The organism is Flavobacterium tyrosinilyticum, assembly GCF_023656565.1.
In the GTDB taxonomy this organism is placed as follows: domain Bacteria; phylum Bacteroidota; class Bacteroidia; order Flavobacteriales; family Flavobacteriaceae; genus Flavobacterium; species Flavobacterium tyrosinilyticum.
The window spans coordinates 1,440,184-1,456,508 of record NZ_JAMOKG010000001.1; the positions used below are offsets into that span (position 1 = coordinate 1,440,184).

15 protein-coding genes are annotated in these 16,325 nt (G+C 33.2%); 11 read left to right on the forward strand and 4 right to left on the reverse strand.

Going from position 1 to position 16,325, the window contains the following annotated elements:
- The first annotated feature begins 91 nt into the window (after window positions 1-91).
- Window positions 92-2,767: a zinc-dependent metalloprotease gene (locus tag NCC77_RS06310; protein ID WP_250834829.1), complete on the forward strand. Its 2,676-nt coding sequence runs from the start codon at window positions 92-94 to the stop codon at window positions 2,765-2,767.
- Window positions 2,768-2,781: 14 nt separating this feature from the next.
- Here the strand turns inward: NCC77_RS06310 and NCC77_RS06315 are convergent, their stop codons facing one another.
- Window positions 2,782-3,462: a ComF family protein gene (locus tag NCC77_RS06315; protein WP_250834830.1), complete on the reverse strand. Its 681-nt coding sequence runs from the start codon at window positions 3,460-3,462 to the stop codon at window positions 2,782-2,784.
- Window positions 3,463-3,560: 98 nt separating this feature from the next.
- On the opposite strand from NCC77_RS06315, the gene NCC77_RS06320 reads away from it, so the two are divergent.
- The 5 genes from NCC77_RS06320 to NCC77_RS06340 all read left to right on the forward strand — a co-directional run bounded on the left by NCC77_RS06320 (window position 3,561) and on the right by NCC77_RS06340 (window position 9,472).
- A complete protein-coding gene (locus NCC77_RS06320) occupies window positions 3,561-5,102 on the forward strand; it encodes a glycine--tRNA ligase (RefSeq protein ID WP_250834831.1) in 1,542 nt (513 codons plus the stop codon).
- 270 nt (window positions 5,103-5,372) lie between these two features.
- Window positions 5,373-6,182 (forward strand): LytR/AlgR family response regulator transcription factor, encoded by an 810-nt coding sequence (locus NCC77_RS06325; protein WP_250834832.1) that lies wholly within the window; start codon window positions 5,373-5,375, stop codon window positions 6,180-6,182.
- Between the two features lie 175 nt (window positions 6,183-6,357).
- Window positions 6,358-6,633, forward strand: a complete 276-nt coding sequence (locus NCC77_RS06330; protein WP_250834833.1) for a hypothetical protein — start codon at window positions 6,358-6,360, stop codon at window positions 6,631-6,633.
- A gap of 96 nt (window positions 6,634-6,729) precedes the next feature.
- Window positions 6,730-8,784 carry an ATP-binding protein gene (locus tag NCC77_RS06335; RefSeq protein WP_250834834.1) on the forward strand — a complete coding sequence of 685 codons (2,055 nt, stop codon included), beginning with the start codon at window positions 6,730-6,732 and terminating at the stop codon, window positions 8,782-8,784.
- Window positions 8,774-9,472 carry a response regulator gene (locus tag NCC77_RS06340; RefSeq protein ID WP_250834835.1) on the forward strand — a complete coding sequence of 233 codons (699 nt, stop codon included), beginning with the start codon at window positions 8,774-8,776 and terminating at the stop codon, window positions 9,470-9,472. The genes NCC77_RS06335 and NCC77_RS06340 overlap by 11 nt, the downstream gene beginning before the upstream one ends.
- 118 nt (window positions 9,473-9,590) lie before the next feature.
- On the opposite strand, the gene thiL is transcribed toward NCC77_RS06340, so the two are convergent.
- Window positions 9,591-10,637 (reverse strand): thiamine-phosphate kinase, encoded by a 1,047-nt coding sequence (gene thiL, locus NCC77_RS06345; RefSeq protein WP_250834836.1) that lies wholly within the window; start codon window positions 10,635-10,637, stop codon window positions 9,591-9,593.
- Between the two features lie 292 nt (window positions 10,638-10,929).
- Here thiL and NCC77_RS06350 point away from each other — a divergent pair, with 292 nt between their 5' ends.
- Together NCC77_RS06350 and NCC77_RS06355 are read left to right on the forward strand one after the other, a co-directional pair.
- On the forward strand, window positions 10,930-11,409 hold the full coding sequence (locus NCC77_RS06350; RefSeq protein ID WP_250834837.1) for a DinB family protein: 480 nt from the start codon (window positions 10,930-10,932) through the stop codon (window positions 11,407-11,409).
- 47 nt (window positions 11,410-11,456) lie between these two features.
- Window positions 11,457-11,957: a DinB family protein gene (locus NCC77_RS06355; protein ID WP_250834838.1), complete on the forward strand. Its 501-nt coding sequence runs from the start codon at window positions 11,457-11,459 to the stop codon at window positions 11,955-11,957.
- 48 nt (window positions 11,958-12,005) lie between these two features.
- Here NCC77_RS06355 and NCC77_RS06360 read toward each other — a convergent pair whose 3' ends face one another.
- A complete protein-coding gene (locus NCC77_RS06360; protein ID WP_250834839.1) occupies window positions 12,006-12,965 on the reverse strand; it encodes a helix-turn-helix transcriptional regulator in 960 nt (319 codons plus the stop codon).
- A gap of 193 nt (window positions 12,966-13,158) precedes the next feature.
- Between NCC77_RS06360 and NCC77_RS06365 the strand changes: the two genes are divergently transcribed.
- The 3 genes from NCC77_RS06365 to NCC77_RS06375 are packed head-to-tail and all read left to right on the forward strand — an operon-like array spanning window position 13,159 to window position 15,485.
- Window positions 13,159-13,902 (forward strand): prolipoprotein diacylglyceryl transferase, encoded by a 744-nt coding sequence (locus tag NCC77_RS06365; protein ID WP_250834840.1) that lies wholly within the window; start codon window positions 13,159-13,161, stop codon window positions 13,900-13,902.
- Window positions 13,892-15,283 carry a radical SAM protein gene (locus tag NCC77_RS06370; RefSeq protein ID WP_250834841.1) on the forward strand — a complete coding sequence of 464 codons (1,392 nt, stop codon included), beginning with the start codon at window positions 13,892-13,894 and terminating at the stop codon, window positions 15,281-15,283. The genes NCC77_RS06365 and NCC77_RS06370 overlap by 11 nt, the downstream gene beginning before the upstream one ends.
- Window positions 15,284-15,287: 4 nt before the next feature.
- Window positions 15,288-15,485, forward strand: coding sequence for a hypothetical protein (locus tag NCC77_RS06375; protein WP_250834842.1), 198 nt, complete (start codon window positions 15,288-15,290; stop codon window positions 15,483-15,485).
- Window positions 15,486-15,578: 93 nt separating this feature from the next.
- On the opposite strand, the gene NCC77_RS06380 is transcribed toward NCC77_RS06375, so the two are convergent.
- Window positions 15,579-16,196: an outer membrane beta-barrel protein gene (locus tag NCC77_RS06380; RefSeq protein WP_250834843.1), complete on the reverse strand. Its 618-nt coding sequence runs from the start codon at window positions 16,194-16,196 to the stop codon at window positions 15,579-15,581.
- Window positions 16,197-16,325 lie beyond the last annotated feature (129 nt).

Below are 16,325 nucleotides of genomic sequence, written 5' to 3' on the forward strand. Positions count from 1 at the left end.
TGCCAACTCGTCGACGAAAAAGCAATAATTGTCGGATAGATAATATGATTTCAAATTAATTAAAGTAATTTTGATATTATATTTTGAGGGTATGAAAAAACAACTACTTTATATATTTTTAATTTTTTGTTTTGCCAATGCTAATGCACAGGATGCTTTATGGCAAAAAGTAACTTCTTCATCGCTTTCAAGAAAGGCAGGTGGAGCAAGTTCTAATAAATTATATTATAAGCTAAACGCCAATCTTCTTAGTTCTAAGCTGGTTTCGGCATCGAGTAAAACAGCAAAAAGTACGACATCAGAAATTACAATTCCAAATACTGATGGAAATTTAGAACGTTTTGCAGTTTGGGAATCATCTAATTTTGATCCAGGATTACAGGCAAAATATCCACAAATTAGATCTTATGAAGGTCGCGGAATAGATGATAAAAGTGCAAAAGTATATTTTAGTGTTGCTCCAATCGGCATACAGACAATGGTTTTTAGAACTGAAAAACCAACTGAATATATGGAACAAAATCCTGATAACAAATCAGAATATGTTTTGTTTAAGTCGGCAGATAATGCAGATTCAAGAGCGCTTTTGAATTGTAAAACAATCCATTCGATTTCGGATGATAAATCTACGACTACTGCAAAAACAGCTTCTAGCGCCAAACAATTTAAAACACTTCGATTGGCATTATCTTGTACAGGTGAATACGCAGCCTATTTTGGCGGTACAAAAGAAGGCGTATTAGCGGGAATGAATGCTACTTTAACTCGCGTAAATGGCGTTTTTAATAGAGACCTTGCTGTAGAACTAATTTTAATTGCCAATAATGATGCTGTTGTTTATACAGATGCTGCTGCAGATCCTTATTCTATTCCGAGAATAGGTGCTGATCTCAATAATCCTACTTGGCCGAAAGAAGTTCAGACCACATTGACTAACGTTATTGGTGAAGCTAATTACGATATTGGCCATTTGTTTGGAGGTTCTGGAGGAGGCGGACTTGCCAGTTGTATTGGCTGTGTATGCGACAGTCCAACCCCTAGCAATTCTGTTGGAAAGGGTAGTGCTTATACCTCTCCAGCAGATGGAAAACCAGAAGGAGATAATTTTGACATTGATTTTGTTGCTCACGAAATGGGGCACCAACTTGGGGCAACTCATACTTTTTCATATGCAAATGAAGGACTGGGGGCATGCTACGAACCGGGAAGTGGCTCTACAATTATGGGATACGCTGGTGTAACAGATGGCTATAATGTTCAGGATCATTCTGACTCTTATTTTTCTTATGCAAGCATCAATCAGATACAGAATAATTTGGCTGGAAAAACGTGCCCAGTTTCAACACCTATAGTAGATAATAATCCGCCTGTTATAAATGCTGGGCCAGATTATACCATTCCAATTAGTACTCCATTTATTTTAACAGGAACCGGTTCTGATCCTGAAGGGAATACGATAACCTATACTTGGGAGCAATATGATAGTGCAACTACGGCTTTTGGAAATAATAGTTTCCCTTCTCCAACAAAACGAGATGGGCCAATGTTTAGATCGTTTACGCCAACAACATCGCCAGTCCGTTATATGCCTGCTCTTAATTCAGCACTCAATAATCAGCTGACTACAACTTGGGAATCTGTTTCTTCTATTGGAAAAACAATGAATTTTACCCTTACGGGAAGAGACAATGCGGTACAAGGAAAAGGACAAACCTATACAGATGCGATGGTTGTAACGGTAACTGCTGCAGCTGGGCCATTTGCCGTAACTTCACAAAAAGAAGGCGATATCGCATGGGCAAAAGAATCTGCACAAACCATAACTTGGAACGTAAACAACACAAATACACTTCCAGGATCGTCAAACGTGAATATAAAATTATCTCTAGATGGCGGATCAACATTCCCAATTGTTTTAGCAGGCAATACTCCAAATGATGGAACAGAAACTATCTTAGTTCCGTCAGAAATTGAGGTTTCTACAACTTGCCGACTTTTAATAGAGCCAGTTGGTAATATTTATTATGCCGTCAACAGTACTCCTTTTGCTGTAGGATACACAGTTTCTACATCTTGCGCATCTTATAATTTTGGAGGCGGATATTCGACAGGAGATAATGTTTATGTGAATAGAACGGTTTCTGTGCCCGCTTCTTCTGGATCTATTTCAGATGTCAACGTTTCGGTAAATGTAACACATGATAGATTTTCAGATTTGACTATGGAAATCGTAAGCCCGAAAGGAACAGTTGTAACTTTATTCAATAAAAATTGCGCTAATACAAAATCAACTTTTGCTTTACAGTTTGATGATAGCGGATCTGCATTAAACTGCGGTACAACGACAAGTCAAATCGTGATTCCATCAAGTTTATTAAGTGCTTTTAATGGAGAAAATTCGCAAGGTATATGGACTTTTAGAGTTATTGACGATAAGGTGGGGATGACAGGAACGATTAACTCAGCTTCGGTAAATATTTGTAATAGAACCTATACTTTAGGAAACGATGATTTTGAAAATGTTGACTTTGTTGCCTATCCAAACCCAAATAAAGGAAGTTTCACAGTACAATTTAGTAGAGATTCAGTAAGCGAGATTAAAGTCTATGTTAATGATATTGTAGGGAAATATGTTTACGAAAGAACTTTTCAAGGTTCAGGATATTTCATCCAAGACATTCAATTGCCAAATGTGCCTTCAGGACTTTATTTCTTAACGGTTACAGATGGGGAAAGAAAAGTAGTGAAGAAGATATTAGTGAACTAAACTTTTGGAAATGCCTAATGGGCCATCGCCATACAAATCATACTGATTTTTACGCCAGGAATTTTTGATAAAGCTAGCGAGCAAGCTTCAATTGTTGCTCCTGTTGTGAGTACGTCATCAACAATTAAGAAATGTTTGTTGTAATCGGCTTCAGTAAATTCGACATCAAAAATGTTTTCGATATTTTCCGATCTTCCCAAAAGATTCTTTTTGGATTGTGTTTTAGAATATATCTTTCGAATTAAAATATTTTCCTTAAACGGAATTTCAAAACCAGAGGCTATTGCTTTTCCAAAAGTAGTAACCTGATTATAGCCACGTTCCTTAAATTTTCTTTTATGAAGCGGTACTGGAATAACAGCATCAAAAGGAGTTTCAAATTGAAGTTCTTTTAAATCTTCAACATACCAGCTTCCTAGCACAGTGCCAATTTCTTGATGGCCTTTGTACTTTAAATTATGAATTAATTCTTGAACGATTCCCTTTTTATTAAAATACAAAAAGGTAGCGGCAAATTGAATATCGATCTTGCCATAAAACTTTTTCATGGCCTCATTTTTCGGATCTAAATGATATTGAGTAAGAGGCATTTCATGTCGGCAAATCGTACAGAAAACCGTTTCATTTTGAAGTAAAAGCGCACGGCATCCGCTACAGACTTTAGGGAAAAACAGATTTATTAGATAATTAATCACAAAAAGAGAGATTTTATTTACAAAAGTAACAAAATCAACACGTCAATCTTCATAATTTTTCTTTTTTATATAGGTAGTTTTTATATTTTTGCATCACTATGGCAAAACAAGAAGATATATTTAAGAATGTGGTTTCGCACGCAAAAGAGTACGGATTTATTTTTCCGTCAAGCGAAGTTTACGATGGTTTAAGTGCTGTATATGATTACGCACAAAACGGTGTCGAATTGAAAAAGAATATCCGTGAATATTGGTGGAAATCAATGGTTCAGATGAATGAAAATATTGTCGGCCTTGATGCTGCAATATTAATGCATCCAACAACTTGGAAAGCTTCTGGCCACGTTGATGCATTCAATGATCCATTAATTGATAATAAAGATTCTAAAAAGAGATATAGAGCTGACGTTTTGGTTGAAGACCATGCTGAAAAAATTCACCAAAAAGCGCAAAAAGAAATTGACAAAGCAAAAGCTCGTTTTGGCGATGCATTCAACGAACAAGAGTTTGTAACTACAAACGCTCGTGTAATTGAATATTTGGCTAAAGAAAAAGAAATTAGAGAGCGTTTAGGTCGTTCTTTGGGAAACGGAGATTTGGCTGATGTTAAAGCTTTGATCGAAGAACTTGAAATTGCTGATCCTGAAACGGGTTCTAAAAACTGGACAGAGGTAAAACAATTTAACTTGATGTTTGGAACAAAATTAGGTGCATCTGCAGAAAATGCAATGGATTTGTATTTACGTCCAGAAACGGCTCAAGGTATTTTTGTGAACTTCTTAAATGTTCAGAAATCGGGGCGTATGAAAGTTCCTTTTGGAATTGCTCAAACGGGTAAAGCATTTAGAAATGAAATTGTAGCAAGACAATTTATTTTCCGTATGCGTGAGTTTGAACAAATGGAAATGCAATTTTTTGTACGTCCAGGAGAAGAAATGAAATCATACGAATACTGGAAAGAAACGCGTTTGAAATGGCATTTATCTTTAGGATTAGGAAAAGAAAATTACCGTTTTCACGATCACGAAAAATTAGCGCACTACGCAAACGCAGCAGCAGATATCGAATTTAATTTCCCATTTGGATTTAAAGAATTGGAAGGAATTCACTCTCGTACCGATTTCGATTTGAAAGCGCACGAAGAATATTCTGGAAGAAAATTACAATATTTTGATCCTGAATTAAACGAAAATTATGTTCCTTACGTAGTAGAAACTTCTGTTGGTTTAGATCGTATGTTCTTGGCTGTTTTTGCCACTTCATTAAAAGAAGAAACATTAGAAGACGGTTCTACAAGAACAGTTTTAAAATTGCCAGCAGTTTTAGCGCCAACTAAAGCAGCAGTATTACCATTGGTTAAAAAAGATGGCTTACCAGAAGTTTCAAGAAAAATCATTGAAGATTTGAAATGGGATTTCAATGTGGCTTATGATGAAAAAGATGCTGTAGGACGTCGTTACAGAAGACAAGATGCTTTAGGAACGCCTTTCTGTATTACGGTAGATCATCAAACTCTTGAAGACGAAACAGTAACAATTCGTCATAGAGATACAATGAAACAAGATCGTGTAAAAATTACTGAATTAAGAGGTATTATCGAAAACGAAGTTTCGATGAAAAACTGGTTAATGAAAATGTAATCTTTACAGTTTAGTATAGAAATCCCAAATTCCGTAACGGAGTTTGGGATTTTTGATTTTAAAAAGCAGGTATTTTATCGGCTTTTTTTGCATTTCATCTTTATGTATTAACATTTGGGTTTAATGTGTTAACAATGAATTGTTTAAGATGTTTAAATCCGTAATTTTAAATTTGTAATACCGTCAAGAGCAATTTTTTTCTTCATTACATCAAATAAAAGCGATTTTTTGATTATGATTGCGTAGTGAGAAAACCAACAAAAACCGAAATTGAAAAAGTATTCGTATATTATAATTGATGATGACGCTGAGAGTATTTTGAAGACTCAAACAACCGCTTCAGGTTTTTCAGAATTATCTTTTACGGCATCGGCATCCAATTTTGAAGACGGTTTAAATTTGGTTTTAGAGCACCAGCCGGCTTTGATTTTTCTCGAGATCGAGCCCCAAAATGCTGCGAGTCATTTGTCTTTGACTTTTATTAGCGAGCTTCATCGTTTTTTGCAGCAGATTCCCAAAATTATTGTCACCACAAAACAAAAAGACAAAGCTTTTGATGCTATTCAATATGGCGTTTTTGATTATCTCTTAAAGCCAATTCTATCAAACGATCTTTTAAAAACAATTTTAAAACTAAATAGAGCCAATTTAGGGACGCAAATTGCTCCGTTTAGGGAAGAACCTTCTTCTCTTGTTATAGATCAAATAACGATTCCGCAAAACATTCAAAAACCATTAACAATTTGTATAAAATCATATGGCGATTATCGATATTTAAATGCAGAAGATATTTGTTATTTTCAAGCCGATAATAACTCGACAGATATTTATTTAAACACTGGCGAAATGATTACAGCGTTTAAAACTTTAAAGCATTTTGAAAGTGTTTTGACGTATCCTTTTATCCGGATTCATAACAGTTATGTAATTAATCGAAATTACATTTCAAGGATTCATAGCGGAAACTCAATCTGTTACATAAAAAACTCCACTAAGAAGATTCCTTTTTCTAAAACCTATCGAGGAAATGTAGAGCAGATTATTGCCGATTTTGCAGCAGGAAATTACCTAGAAGTCTAAAAATTAGGCGATTACATTGATTTGCTATCCATTGACTATCAATTGGGTACGATCTACCACAAACTCATTTTTTCGTATAAATTTTTTTCGACCTCAGTATTAGTTTTACACTCTGATTCGCAACAAACAACGAATCATCTCCAAAAAAATAATACAAAACATTAAACCTCAGGTCATGAAAAAAACAGCTTTAACATTCGGATTATTCTCATTAGTAATAGTTGCAACTTCTTTTGCAAACCCAACAGCTTCTGCTCGTCCAAGTGAAGAATTAACTATTATTACTCCAATAGATGGAGGGCAAAAAACAACTCCAGACAGAAAACGTGATAGCTTTCAACCTATAGATGGAGGACAAAAAACAACTCCAGATAGAAAATCAGATTTTGCAAATATTGGTGGGGTTAATTCTGACTCTCAATTATCTACTTTAAATAGAAAACTTGACTAAAAGTTAAAAAATAAAAATATAAGAAAAGGCTATCAAGAATTGATAGCCTTTTTTTGTATCTATACTTTTGTTATTTTTGATGAAAATCAAAATCTTTTGAAAAAATATAACCAAATAGTATTGCTTCTATTCTTAATTTTATTTGGTTGTACCAAGAAAGATAACCTTTATAAAAATTTAAATCCTTCTAAAGATAGCCTGTCTATTTATCTCTCATTGGCAAACGATATTGATTTATCTCGTAAGCTTAAAGAGGATTATAATGAAAAAGCATTAGCAATTATCTTAAGCGAAAAAGATGATTCTTTAAATAAAGTAAATTTATTTAAAGTGGCCAATCGATACTATAATATGAACGATTTACAGTCGTATGGCCGCATTTCTAAATTAATTGTAACAAGATCCCTAAACAGTCGCGATTCGATAAATTTAGCAAAAGCGTATACTTATCTTGGAGATTATTATAGTCGAAAGTCAGTTTCAGATAGCGCTTTTTTAGTTTACTTCAAGGCAGAAAAAATATACAAGCAAATTGATGATAAAATTAATTTAGCTAAAACCTATTTTAGTAAAGCCGATCTTCAGTTTAAAGGAAGTGACTTGTTTGAAAGTGAAATTACCATTTTTAAAGCGCTGAAAATACTTAAGGACCAGAAAAATGTAAGCGATCTGCTCTATCAATGTTATAATCTGTTGGGAGTATTGTATAATGAGCGTGAAGAATATAATAAAGCTTTAGAGTTTCATAATAAAGCATTGGCGATTTTAAAAGATCCATCGATTCCGTCAGATTTTCAGCTCAAGGCAACTTCACTTAATAATATTGGTTTTGTGTATTTAAGTATGAAGAATTATAAAAATGCAAAACAAAATTTTTCTGAAGGGCTCAAACAAAAGAATTTATTTCAAGAAAGCACATCGTTGTATGCCATGTTGTTAGATAATCTAGCATACTCAAAAATTAAAATGAATGAATTTGACGATATTCCAAAACAATTTTATGCATCGCTGAAGATTAGAGACAGCTTAAATTTGACATCGGGAATAATTTTAAATAAAATACATCTGTCTGAATTTTACGCTATTAAAAAAGATACTTTTCAGGCAATTAAACTCTCTCAGGAAGCTTTAAGCCTCTCTAAAAAATCCAATAAACTAAGAAACACACTTGAAGCCTTAAAACAGTTAGCTGTCGTTGATCCTAAAAATGCATCGGAATATTCGAAAGAATATATTCAGTTAAATGACAAATTGTTAAAAGCAGAACGAAGAATGGGAGAGAAGTTCTCTCGCATTGAATACGAAACCAACGAAATTAAAGACCAAAATTCCAATCTTCAGGAAAAAAATAAAACTTTGGTTTATGTATTTAGTATTTGTACATTGCTCGGACTGTTTTTTTATGTTTACAAAACACAGCAAGCCCGAAATCGAGAATTGCTTTTTAAACAGCAGCAACAGATTGCAAATGAAGATATTTACAATTTGATGATTTCGCAGCAAAATGAAATTGAGCTTACAAGAATAAAAGAAAAGAAAAGAGTTGCACAAGAGCTGCACGATGGCGTTTTAGGACGAATGTTTGGTATTCGAATAAGTTTGGATAGTTTGGATAAACTAGACGAAGAAGAAGCTGTTTTTAAAAGAAAAAAGTATCTTACAGAACTAAAAAATGTAGAGCAGGATATTAGAGAAATTTCGCATGACTTAAATAGAGAAAAGTCAGAATTAATTAATAATTTTGTCTCTATTTTAGGAAAACTGTTTGAAGATCAAAGAAATACGTATAGTTCGAAGCTGATTACTACTTTTGATCCTGATATTAAATGGGATTCAATTAGTAATATTGAAAAAATCAATTTGTATCGAATTGTTCAGGAAGGACTCCAAAATTGTAATAAATATGCCAATGCTGATATTATAAAAGTGGCGTTTAAAAACGAAAATAATAATTTGGTTTTAACCATTGAAGATGACGGAATTGGATTTAATACCAATAAGACCAAAAACGGAATTGGTCTGCATAATATAGAATATCGTGCGAAAGAATGTAAGGGTACAGTTACGATAAAATCTGCCAAAGGAGAAGGAACAATTCTCACTATAAAAGTCCCAATAGAGCCAAATAATAACCTGCATAATGACATTTGATTTAACAGCCTCAGTTCCACAATTAGTTAGAAAGAATATTTTAATAGTAGATGACCATCCGTTTATTATTGAAGGTTATAAAAATGCTATAACTCGTTATAATCCAAAGCAATATGAGTTTTTAATTTCACAGGCGCATGATTGCAGATCGGGTTATGATATAATTGAAAACAATAGCACGCCACAGTTTGATATTGCTTTTTTGGATATCAGTATGCCTCCTTACGAAGAAAAAGAGATATTTTCGGGTGAAGATCTGGCAAAATTACTTTTGAAAAAAATGCCTTCGTGCAAGATTATTCTTTTGACGATGTATACCGAATTGCTGAAAATTAAAACCATTATCAGAACAATTCAGCCAAACGGATTGATCATTAAAAATGACCTTACTTTTGACGAATTACTCCTAGCTTTTGATAAAGTAATGAAAAATGAAAAATATTATAGCCAGTCGGTTGTAAAAATGCTGAATCAATCTACGCATAATGCAATAGAGATCGATCAATACGATAAACAGATATTAATTCATCTAGAAAACGGAACCTCAATTCATGAAATGCTTCAGGTTATTCCGATTTCATTAAATGCCGTTGAAAAAAGAAAAAAGCATTTAATGGATTTGCTAAAAATAAAAAGTGGTTCTGATCAAGATTTGGTTAAAGAGGCGAAAAGCAAAGGACTTTTTTAAAAGTCAAATTCGAATAATGAAATTCCAAATTCCAAAAAAAGCGAAATAGAAAATCCAAATTCCAATGTTCAAGTCATTATTGGAATTTGGATTTTTTAATATTGGAATTTTCTAAAAATTATTCACTCAAAGCATCCCATCCGCGTGCTTTTAAAGCGATTTTTGTGTTGGCGCGGGTTACAAGGTGGATTCCTTCATTTTCCTCCGTCATATGTCCAATAACAGAGAAGTTCGGATTTCCTTTTATTTTGTCAAAATCATTAATATCAATCGTAAATAAAAGTTCGTAATCTTCACCGCCGTTTATAGCAACTGTGGTACTGTCGATATTAAATTCTTCGCAAGTAGAAATAAACTGAGGATCTAATGGCAATTTATCTTCATATAAATTACAACCCACTTTTGATTGCTTACAGATATGAATAATTTCAGAAGATAATCCATCTGAAATATCAATCATTGCTGTTGGTTTTATGTCTAAAGCATGAAGTAGGGTGCGAACATCTTTTCGTGCCTCAGGTTTCAATTGGCGTTCTACCAAATAAGTATAAGGATCTAAATCGGGCTGATTGTTTGGATTAACCTGAAAAACTTGTTTTTCGCGTTCCAAAACTTGCAATCCCATATAAGCCGCACCAATATCACCCGTTACAACCAATAAATCTGTTTTTTGAGCCCCGTTTCTGTAAACCAGTTCGTTTTCGTCAGCTTCACCAATTGCAGTAATGCTGATAATTAATCCTTTTTGAGATGAGGTTGTATCTCCGCCAATAACATCAACTTTATATTCTTTTGCGGCATGTGTAATTCCTGCAAATAATTCTTCTAAAGCTTCAAGCGGAAAACGATTAGAAACCGCAACCGAAACTGTAATTTGAGTCGGTTTTGCATTCATCGCACAAATATCAGAAACATTTACCACAACCGCTTTGTATCCTAAATGCTTCAATGGCATATAAGCCAAATCAAAATGAACTCCTTCAATTAATAAATCGGTAGAAACTACTACTTTTTTGTCTTTAAAATCAAGAACAGCAGCATCATCGCCAATACTTTTTAAGGTAGATTCTTGAGTAACGTCAAAGTTTTTGGTTAAATGTTCAATTAAACCGAATTCGCCTAATTGCGCTATACTAGTTCTCTGCTGATTTTTATCTTCTATCATTTCTCTTAAGTTCCAAAGTTATTAAGGTGCAAAGGTACAAAGGATTTTTTTTAAAGATGCTAAGATTCTGAGATACTAAGGTTCTAAGTTTTTTATTCTGTAAAGACGCACCGTGCGTCTTACGTCCTGTATATAGTCATTGTTTAAGACATACTGTGTGTAGACGGACTGCAGTGCGTCTCTACGTTTGTGAGCAGTAAAAAAAAATTCATTTATTTTTTTGCTACTGACAAACTGTTGTCACCGGCCCATTCTACTTTTGAAGTATTAAAAATATTTAAACTTTAAAACCATGAAAACATTAGAAGCACAAGTTATTACTTCAGAAGATTTATTAAAACACTGGCAAGGACACAGAGCACTTACACGTCGTTTAATTGAGATTTTTCCGGAGAAAGATTTTTTCGAATTTTCAATTGGCGGAATGCGTCCTTTTGCAAAATTAGTAGATGAACTTTTGGCTATTGCAGTTCCAGGGTTAAAAGGAATTGTGACTAAGCAAACGGAAGCATTTTCAGAAGGAAAAGACAATTTGATTTTCAAAGCGCAATATTTGGAAAAATGGGACGAAGCTACAGCAGAAATCAATAAATATTGGGAACAATTATCGGTTGAAGATTTTAGCGAGACCTTTAATCTTTTTGGACAATATGAATTTCCTGTAATTCAGAATATTCTATATTTTATTGATAATGAAGTGCATCATCGCGGGCAAGCTTACGTTTATTTAAGAGCTTTAAATATCGAACCACCGTTTTTCTGGGAGAGATAATTAATGATTTTTTGCTAACTTAATATCAGAAATCTAAAACTAAGATTATGAGCTTAAAGAAGATAATGTCAAATTACGCGGATTATAATTTGTGGGTAAATCAACAATTTGTGAATTGGCTTTCGCCGAAATCAGATGAATTGCTTTATGCTGAAGTGCCATCGAGCTTTTCTACTATTATGAAAACACTTGATCATATCTGGTTTACGGAAGAATATTGGTTTTCGGTAATTTCTGAAAATGATTTGGCAGAAAAGAAGCCTGAAAACGAATTGTCGAAAGAAGAAATATTTGCCGGATTGCTTAATTCGTCTACAAAATTGAAACATCTTATTAACTCATTATCTGAAGAAGATTTAATGAAAGAAGTTAAAATCGTAAATCCGTGGTTTGAGTGCGAATTGCCCATTTCCGAATATTTAATCCAAGTTATCAATCATGGAACTTATCATCGAGGCCAGATTGTAACAATCGGTAGAAATGTCGGAATTACAGATGCTTCAAACACCGATTATAATTTTTATAATGTAATTAAGACTATGCAATAATTAAAAAAACTCCCAAAGATAGAATCTGAAATTCTCTTTGGGAGTTTTTTATAAAAGTCTTTTTTTATTGATCTCTAATAATTCTAAAACTCTAGTTTTTAAAGATTCTGGTTCTAGGATTTTGGCATAATCTCCAAACATTAAAAACCATCTCGGAAAACCATCTTGCAAACTATGAGACATAAATGTCATTTCGATTTCGTCGCCTACTTCTTTTTGAGAAATAAAACCGTGGTATTTCCTCTCTGTGGCTAAGTATCGTGCTATTTTTTTTTGAACCAAAATTCGAACTTTTGTTGTCGGAATCGTTTCAGTTTTGGTCAAATATGTTTCTAGAGAATCATGTTCGATTGTAAAATCAAGCTCTGTTTTTTTTATTTCCTGAATTCTATCGGTTCTAAACTGGCGATAGTCTTTTCTAAGATGGCAATAACCTAGAAAATACCAATTGTTATTATCGTGAAAAACGCCTACAGGTTCTAAATTTCGTTGCGTAGTTTCTTCTTTGTCAAAAGTTTTATAAGTTAAAAGAATTTGTTTTTTCTCAGCAATTCCTTCAAAAAGAATTGCTAAAGTATTGGGCGAATTATCATTAAACATGGGTTCTGCATCCTGCATTACAATTCTAGATTCGATGCTCGAAAGATAATCTTTGTCGTTACTTCTTAAAACCGATTTCAGTTTGTACATCGCCGATGCGTAATGCGTTCCCAAAGAAGGATCGGTAAATTTCTGCATCAGTTTTTCGGCTGCAATAAAACTGCTTACTTCTTCGCGCGTAAACATAACTGGCGGTAGCCGATAACCATCCATCAATGCATAGCCAACTCCCGCTTCACTATAAATAGGAACGCCAGAAGCTTCCAAAGTTCTAATATCTCTATAAATTGTCCTCAAACTACATTCAAAACGATCGGCTAATTCTTGTGCTTTTACAATCTTTTTAGATTGCAATTGAATAAGAATAGCTACAATTCGGTCAAATCGTTTTGGAGTTTCGTCAAGCATTTTTTTTAAGATTCTAAGGTTCTGAGTTGCTAAGATTCTAAGTCTTTTGCTAATTCAAAGATACAAATGTAAAAAGTAAAGAGGATAAAAAAAGCTGTTCTAAACTAGAACAGCTTTTACTTTATAAGTCAAATGAATTTAAACATTTTTTCGCATCTTTACAGAATTATAGTACTAAATCTTAGCGTAAAAAATGAAGTTTCCTTTTGAGCCAGTTATTTTTGGTTATGAAATCAATATCCATTTAGTTTTAGAATATCTGGCATTTTTTTTAGGATATCGTTATTATGTTTTTTTGAGAAAAAGAACCAATGACACTATTGTTTCTTCCAATAGATTATCTATTATATTGGGAGCTGCAATTGGAGCTTTTTTGGGTTCTAGAATTATGGGTTTTCTAGAAAATCCTGTTTTTCAACTTGATGCAAGATCAATTTTGGAACTTTTCAATGCGAAGACCATTATGGGAGGATTGTTTGGCGGACTTTTAGGCGTTGAAATTGCTAAGAAGATTATAGGAGAAAAAGAATCGTCGGGGGACTTATTTACCTTTCCGATTATTCTAGGAATTTTTATAGGAAGAATAGGCTGTTTTTTATCTGGAACCAATGAGTTTACATATGGAAAACAAACGAACTTTTTTACAGGTATGAATCTTGGTGACAATATTATGAGGCATCCAATTGCCTTGTACGAATTAATTTTTCTGATCATTTTATTTTTTGTTCTGAAGAAATTAAAAAACAGAAATAGAAAAAACGGACTTATATTTCAGTATTTTATGATTGCCTATTTTGCATTTCGCTTTTTTGTAGAATTTCTGAAACCCAACTATTTCCTGATTTTTGGAATAAGTTCGATTCAGATTTTATGTTTGATTTGTCTGCTCTATTATAACAAAACAATTTTAAATTTATTTGTAAAAAATGCCAGTTAGAAAATATACTTATTATGACTTTACATTAAGCCTTTGTCCAGAATGCTTAAAAAGAATTGATGCTAAAATTGTTTTTGAAGACGAGAATGTCTACATGCTTAAAAGATGTCCGGAACACGGAAGCTCTAAGGTTTTGATTGCGGATGATATTCAGTATTACAAGAATATCCGAAACTACAATAAACCATCTGAGATGCCGTATACTTTTAATACAAAGACACATTATGGCTGTCCATACGATTGTGGTTTATGTCCAGATCATGAACAGCATTCTTGCCTTACAGTTGTTGAGGTTACAGATCGATGTAATCTGACATGTCCGACTTGTTATGCTGGTTCATCGCCTAGTTATGGGAGACACAGAACTCTCGAAGAAATAAAAGCAATGCTCGATACGGTTGTTAAAAACGAAAAAGAACCAGATGTTGTACAGATTAGTGGAGGAGAACCAACCATACATCCTGAGTTTTTTGAAATTTTAGATTATGCAAAATCGATTCCGATAAAGCATTTAATGCTAAACACAAACGGAATTAAAATTGCAAAAGACAAAGAATTCGTTCAGAGGCTAAAAAGCTATGCTCCAGATTTTGAAATCTATCTTCAGTTTGATTCTTTTGAAGATAGTGTATTGCAAGAATTGCGTGGAGCCGATTTAAGCGAAATAAGAAAACAGGCTTTAGAAAATCTAAATGAAGTTAATTTATCTACCACTTTGGTTGTTACGCTTCAAAAAGGATTAAATGATCATGAAATAGGTAAAATCGTTGAGTTTGCGCTAAAGCAAAAATGCGTTAGAGGCGTTACATTTCAGCCGACTCAAATAGCGGGTAGATTGGAGAACTTTAACCTAGAAACAGATCGCATGACATTAACAGAAGTTAGAAGAAAAATTCTGGAGCAAACCACAGTTTTCAATTCAGATGATTTACTTCCAGTTCCCTGCAATCCTGACGCTTTGGTAATGGGTTATGCGTTGAAGTTAGGAGACGAAGTTTTCCCGTTAACGCGATATATTAATCCAAATGATTTATTGGATAATAGTAAAAACACCATTATTTATGAGCAGGACGAAGTGCTTCGGGGTAAAATGATAGATTTGTTTAGCACAGGAAATTCTGTAGAAGTAGCGCAAGAAAACTTGAAATCGATATTATGCTGTCTTCCTAATATTGATGCACCAGAATTAGGATATGACAATCTGTTTAGAATTATTATTATGCAGTTTATTGATGCCTATAATTTTGATGTTAGAGCAATAAAAAAATCATGCGTACATATTGTCAATAAGGATAATAAAATAATTCCTTTTGAAACCATGAATTTGTTTTACAGAGATGATAAAGTAAATAGATTAGAAGAATTAAGAACTAACATATAAGAATATGACAGCGCTAGAAGTAGGTAATTTAAGTGGTTTGGTCGCAATTTTTGTAGCGATAATGGTTGGCCCACCAATTTTAATGACGATCATTGGTTTTGCAGTTAAGAAAAATAGTCCCAATGGAGCAAAGGTTTGTTTTATTATTGGAGCTCTATATCTGATTGTTGGATTAGGAATATGCGGAACACTTCTGTCCTAAGAAAATTCAAGAATTAATAGAATTCTTTGACAAATAAAAAAAAGCTGTTCCAAATTGAAACAGCTTTTCGATCGTTAAATCGCAAAAAAAAAATTAAAATCTATACAAAACTCCAAATTGAGGTTGATTGAAAATGTTTTCAAATAAGTTGATGTTTAATTGAAAAGTATCAGACGATGGACCATTTTCTGGAGATACGCTATTGTAAGCCAAAACATTTGCTAGAACAAAAGTTACTGCAATATTTTTAGTCACAAAATAATTTAATCCAACATTGATGTCAGCTGTTAAGCTATTGTCTGTATCGCTGCCAACTAGAGGAGCTTCAGTTTTGTTTCTTCCATAACCCAAACCAACTTCAGCATAAGTTTTAAAACGTTTTTTGTCTAACTCCAAGAAATAATAACGAGCAAAAGCGCCAACTCCAAAAACATTAGTTTCTATCTGAGTAGTTTCTACTTTATTACTTGAGTAATTTAATTTGGCTCCAACTGCAAATTTATCATTTAACAAATAGCCAAACTTTGGACTAAAGCCATAGTAATCTGCGTCACCGCCTGTACTAATTTTAATAGAACCTTCAAGAAACATATCTCCTTGTTGAAAAGTCACACCTTTTGCAGAATTCATTTCAGCTTCAGCTTGATCTTCTTGTGCGTTTGCAAAACAAAAGGTAAAAAGGGCTAAAATAACTGATAATTTAGTTTTCATAATCTTAAAAAATTTAATTGTTTGTAAGATTAAAAATACATTTACTGTTTTTAAAAAACCTTAAGTTTAGTTGAAAGCGTTAAAAAACAATTTATTAGGTTAATATTTACATAAATTAGTAAGTTTTTA

What these genes read in the sequence shown, in the direction of transcription:
- NCC77_RS06310 (WP_250834829.1), top strand. Translation starts at nt 92, where the DNA reads ATGAAAAAACAACTACTTTATATATTTTTAATTTTTTGTTTTGCCAAT.
- NCC77_RS06320 (WP_250834831.1), top strand. Translation starts at nt 3,561, where the DNA reads ATGGCAAAACAAGAAGATATATTTAAGAATGTGGTTTCGCACGCAAAA.
- NCC77_RS06330 (WP_250834833.1), top strand. Translation starts at nt 6,358, where the DNA reads ATGAAAAAAACAGCTTTAACATTCGGATTATTCTCATTAGTAATAGTT.
- NCC77_RS06340 (WP_250834835.1), top strand. Translation starts at nt 8,774, where the DNA reads ATGACATTTGATTTAACAGCCTCAGTTCCACAATTAGTTAGAAAGAAT.
- thiL (WP_250834836.1), bottom strand. Translation starts at nt 10,637, where the DNA reads ATGATAGAAGATAAAAATCAGCAGAGAACTAGTATAGCGCAATTAGGC.
- NCC77_RS06350 (WP_250834837.1), top strand. Translation starts at nt 10,930, where the DNA reads ATGAAAACATTAGAAGCACAAGTTATTACTTCAGAAGATTTATTAAAA.
- NCC77_RS06355 (WP_250834838.1), top strand. Translation starts at nt 11,457, where the DNA reads ATGAGCTTAAAGAAGATAATGTCAAATTACGCGGATTATAATTTGTGG.
- NCC77_RS06360 (WP_250834839.1), bottom strand. Translation starts at nt 12,965, where the DNA reads ATGCTTGACGAAACTCCAAAACGATTTGACCGAATTGTAGCTATTCTT.
- NCC77_RS06365 (WP_250834840.1), top strand. Translation starts at nt 13,159, where the DNA reads ATGAAGTTTCCTTTTGAGCCAGTTATTTTTGGTTATGAAATCAATATC.
- NCC77_RS06370 (WP_250834841.1), top strand. Translation starts at nt 13,892, where the DNA reads ATGCCAGTTAGAAAATATACTTATTATGACTTTACATTAAGCCTTTGT.
- NCC77_RS06375 (WP_250834842.1), top strand. Translation starts at nt 15,288, where the DNA reads ATGACAGCGCTAGAAGTAGGTAATTTAAGTGGTTTGGTCGCAATTTTT.
- NCC77_RS06380 (WP_250834843.1), bottom strand. Translation starts at nt 16,196, where the DNA reads ATGAAAACTAAATTATCAGTTATTTTAGCCCTTTTTACCTTTTGTTTT.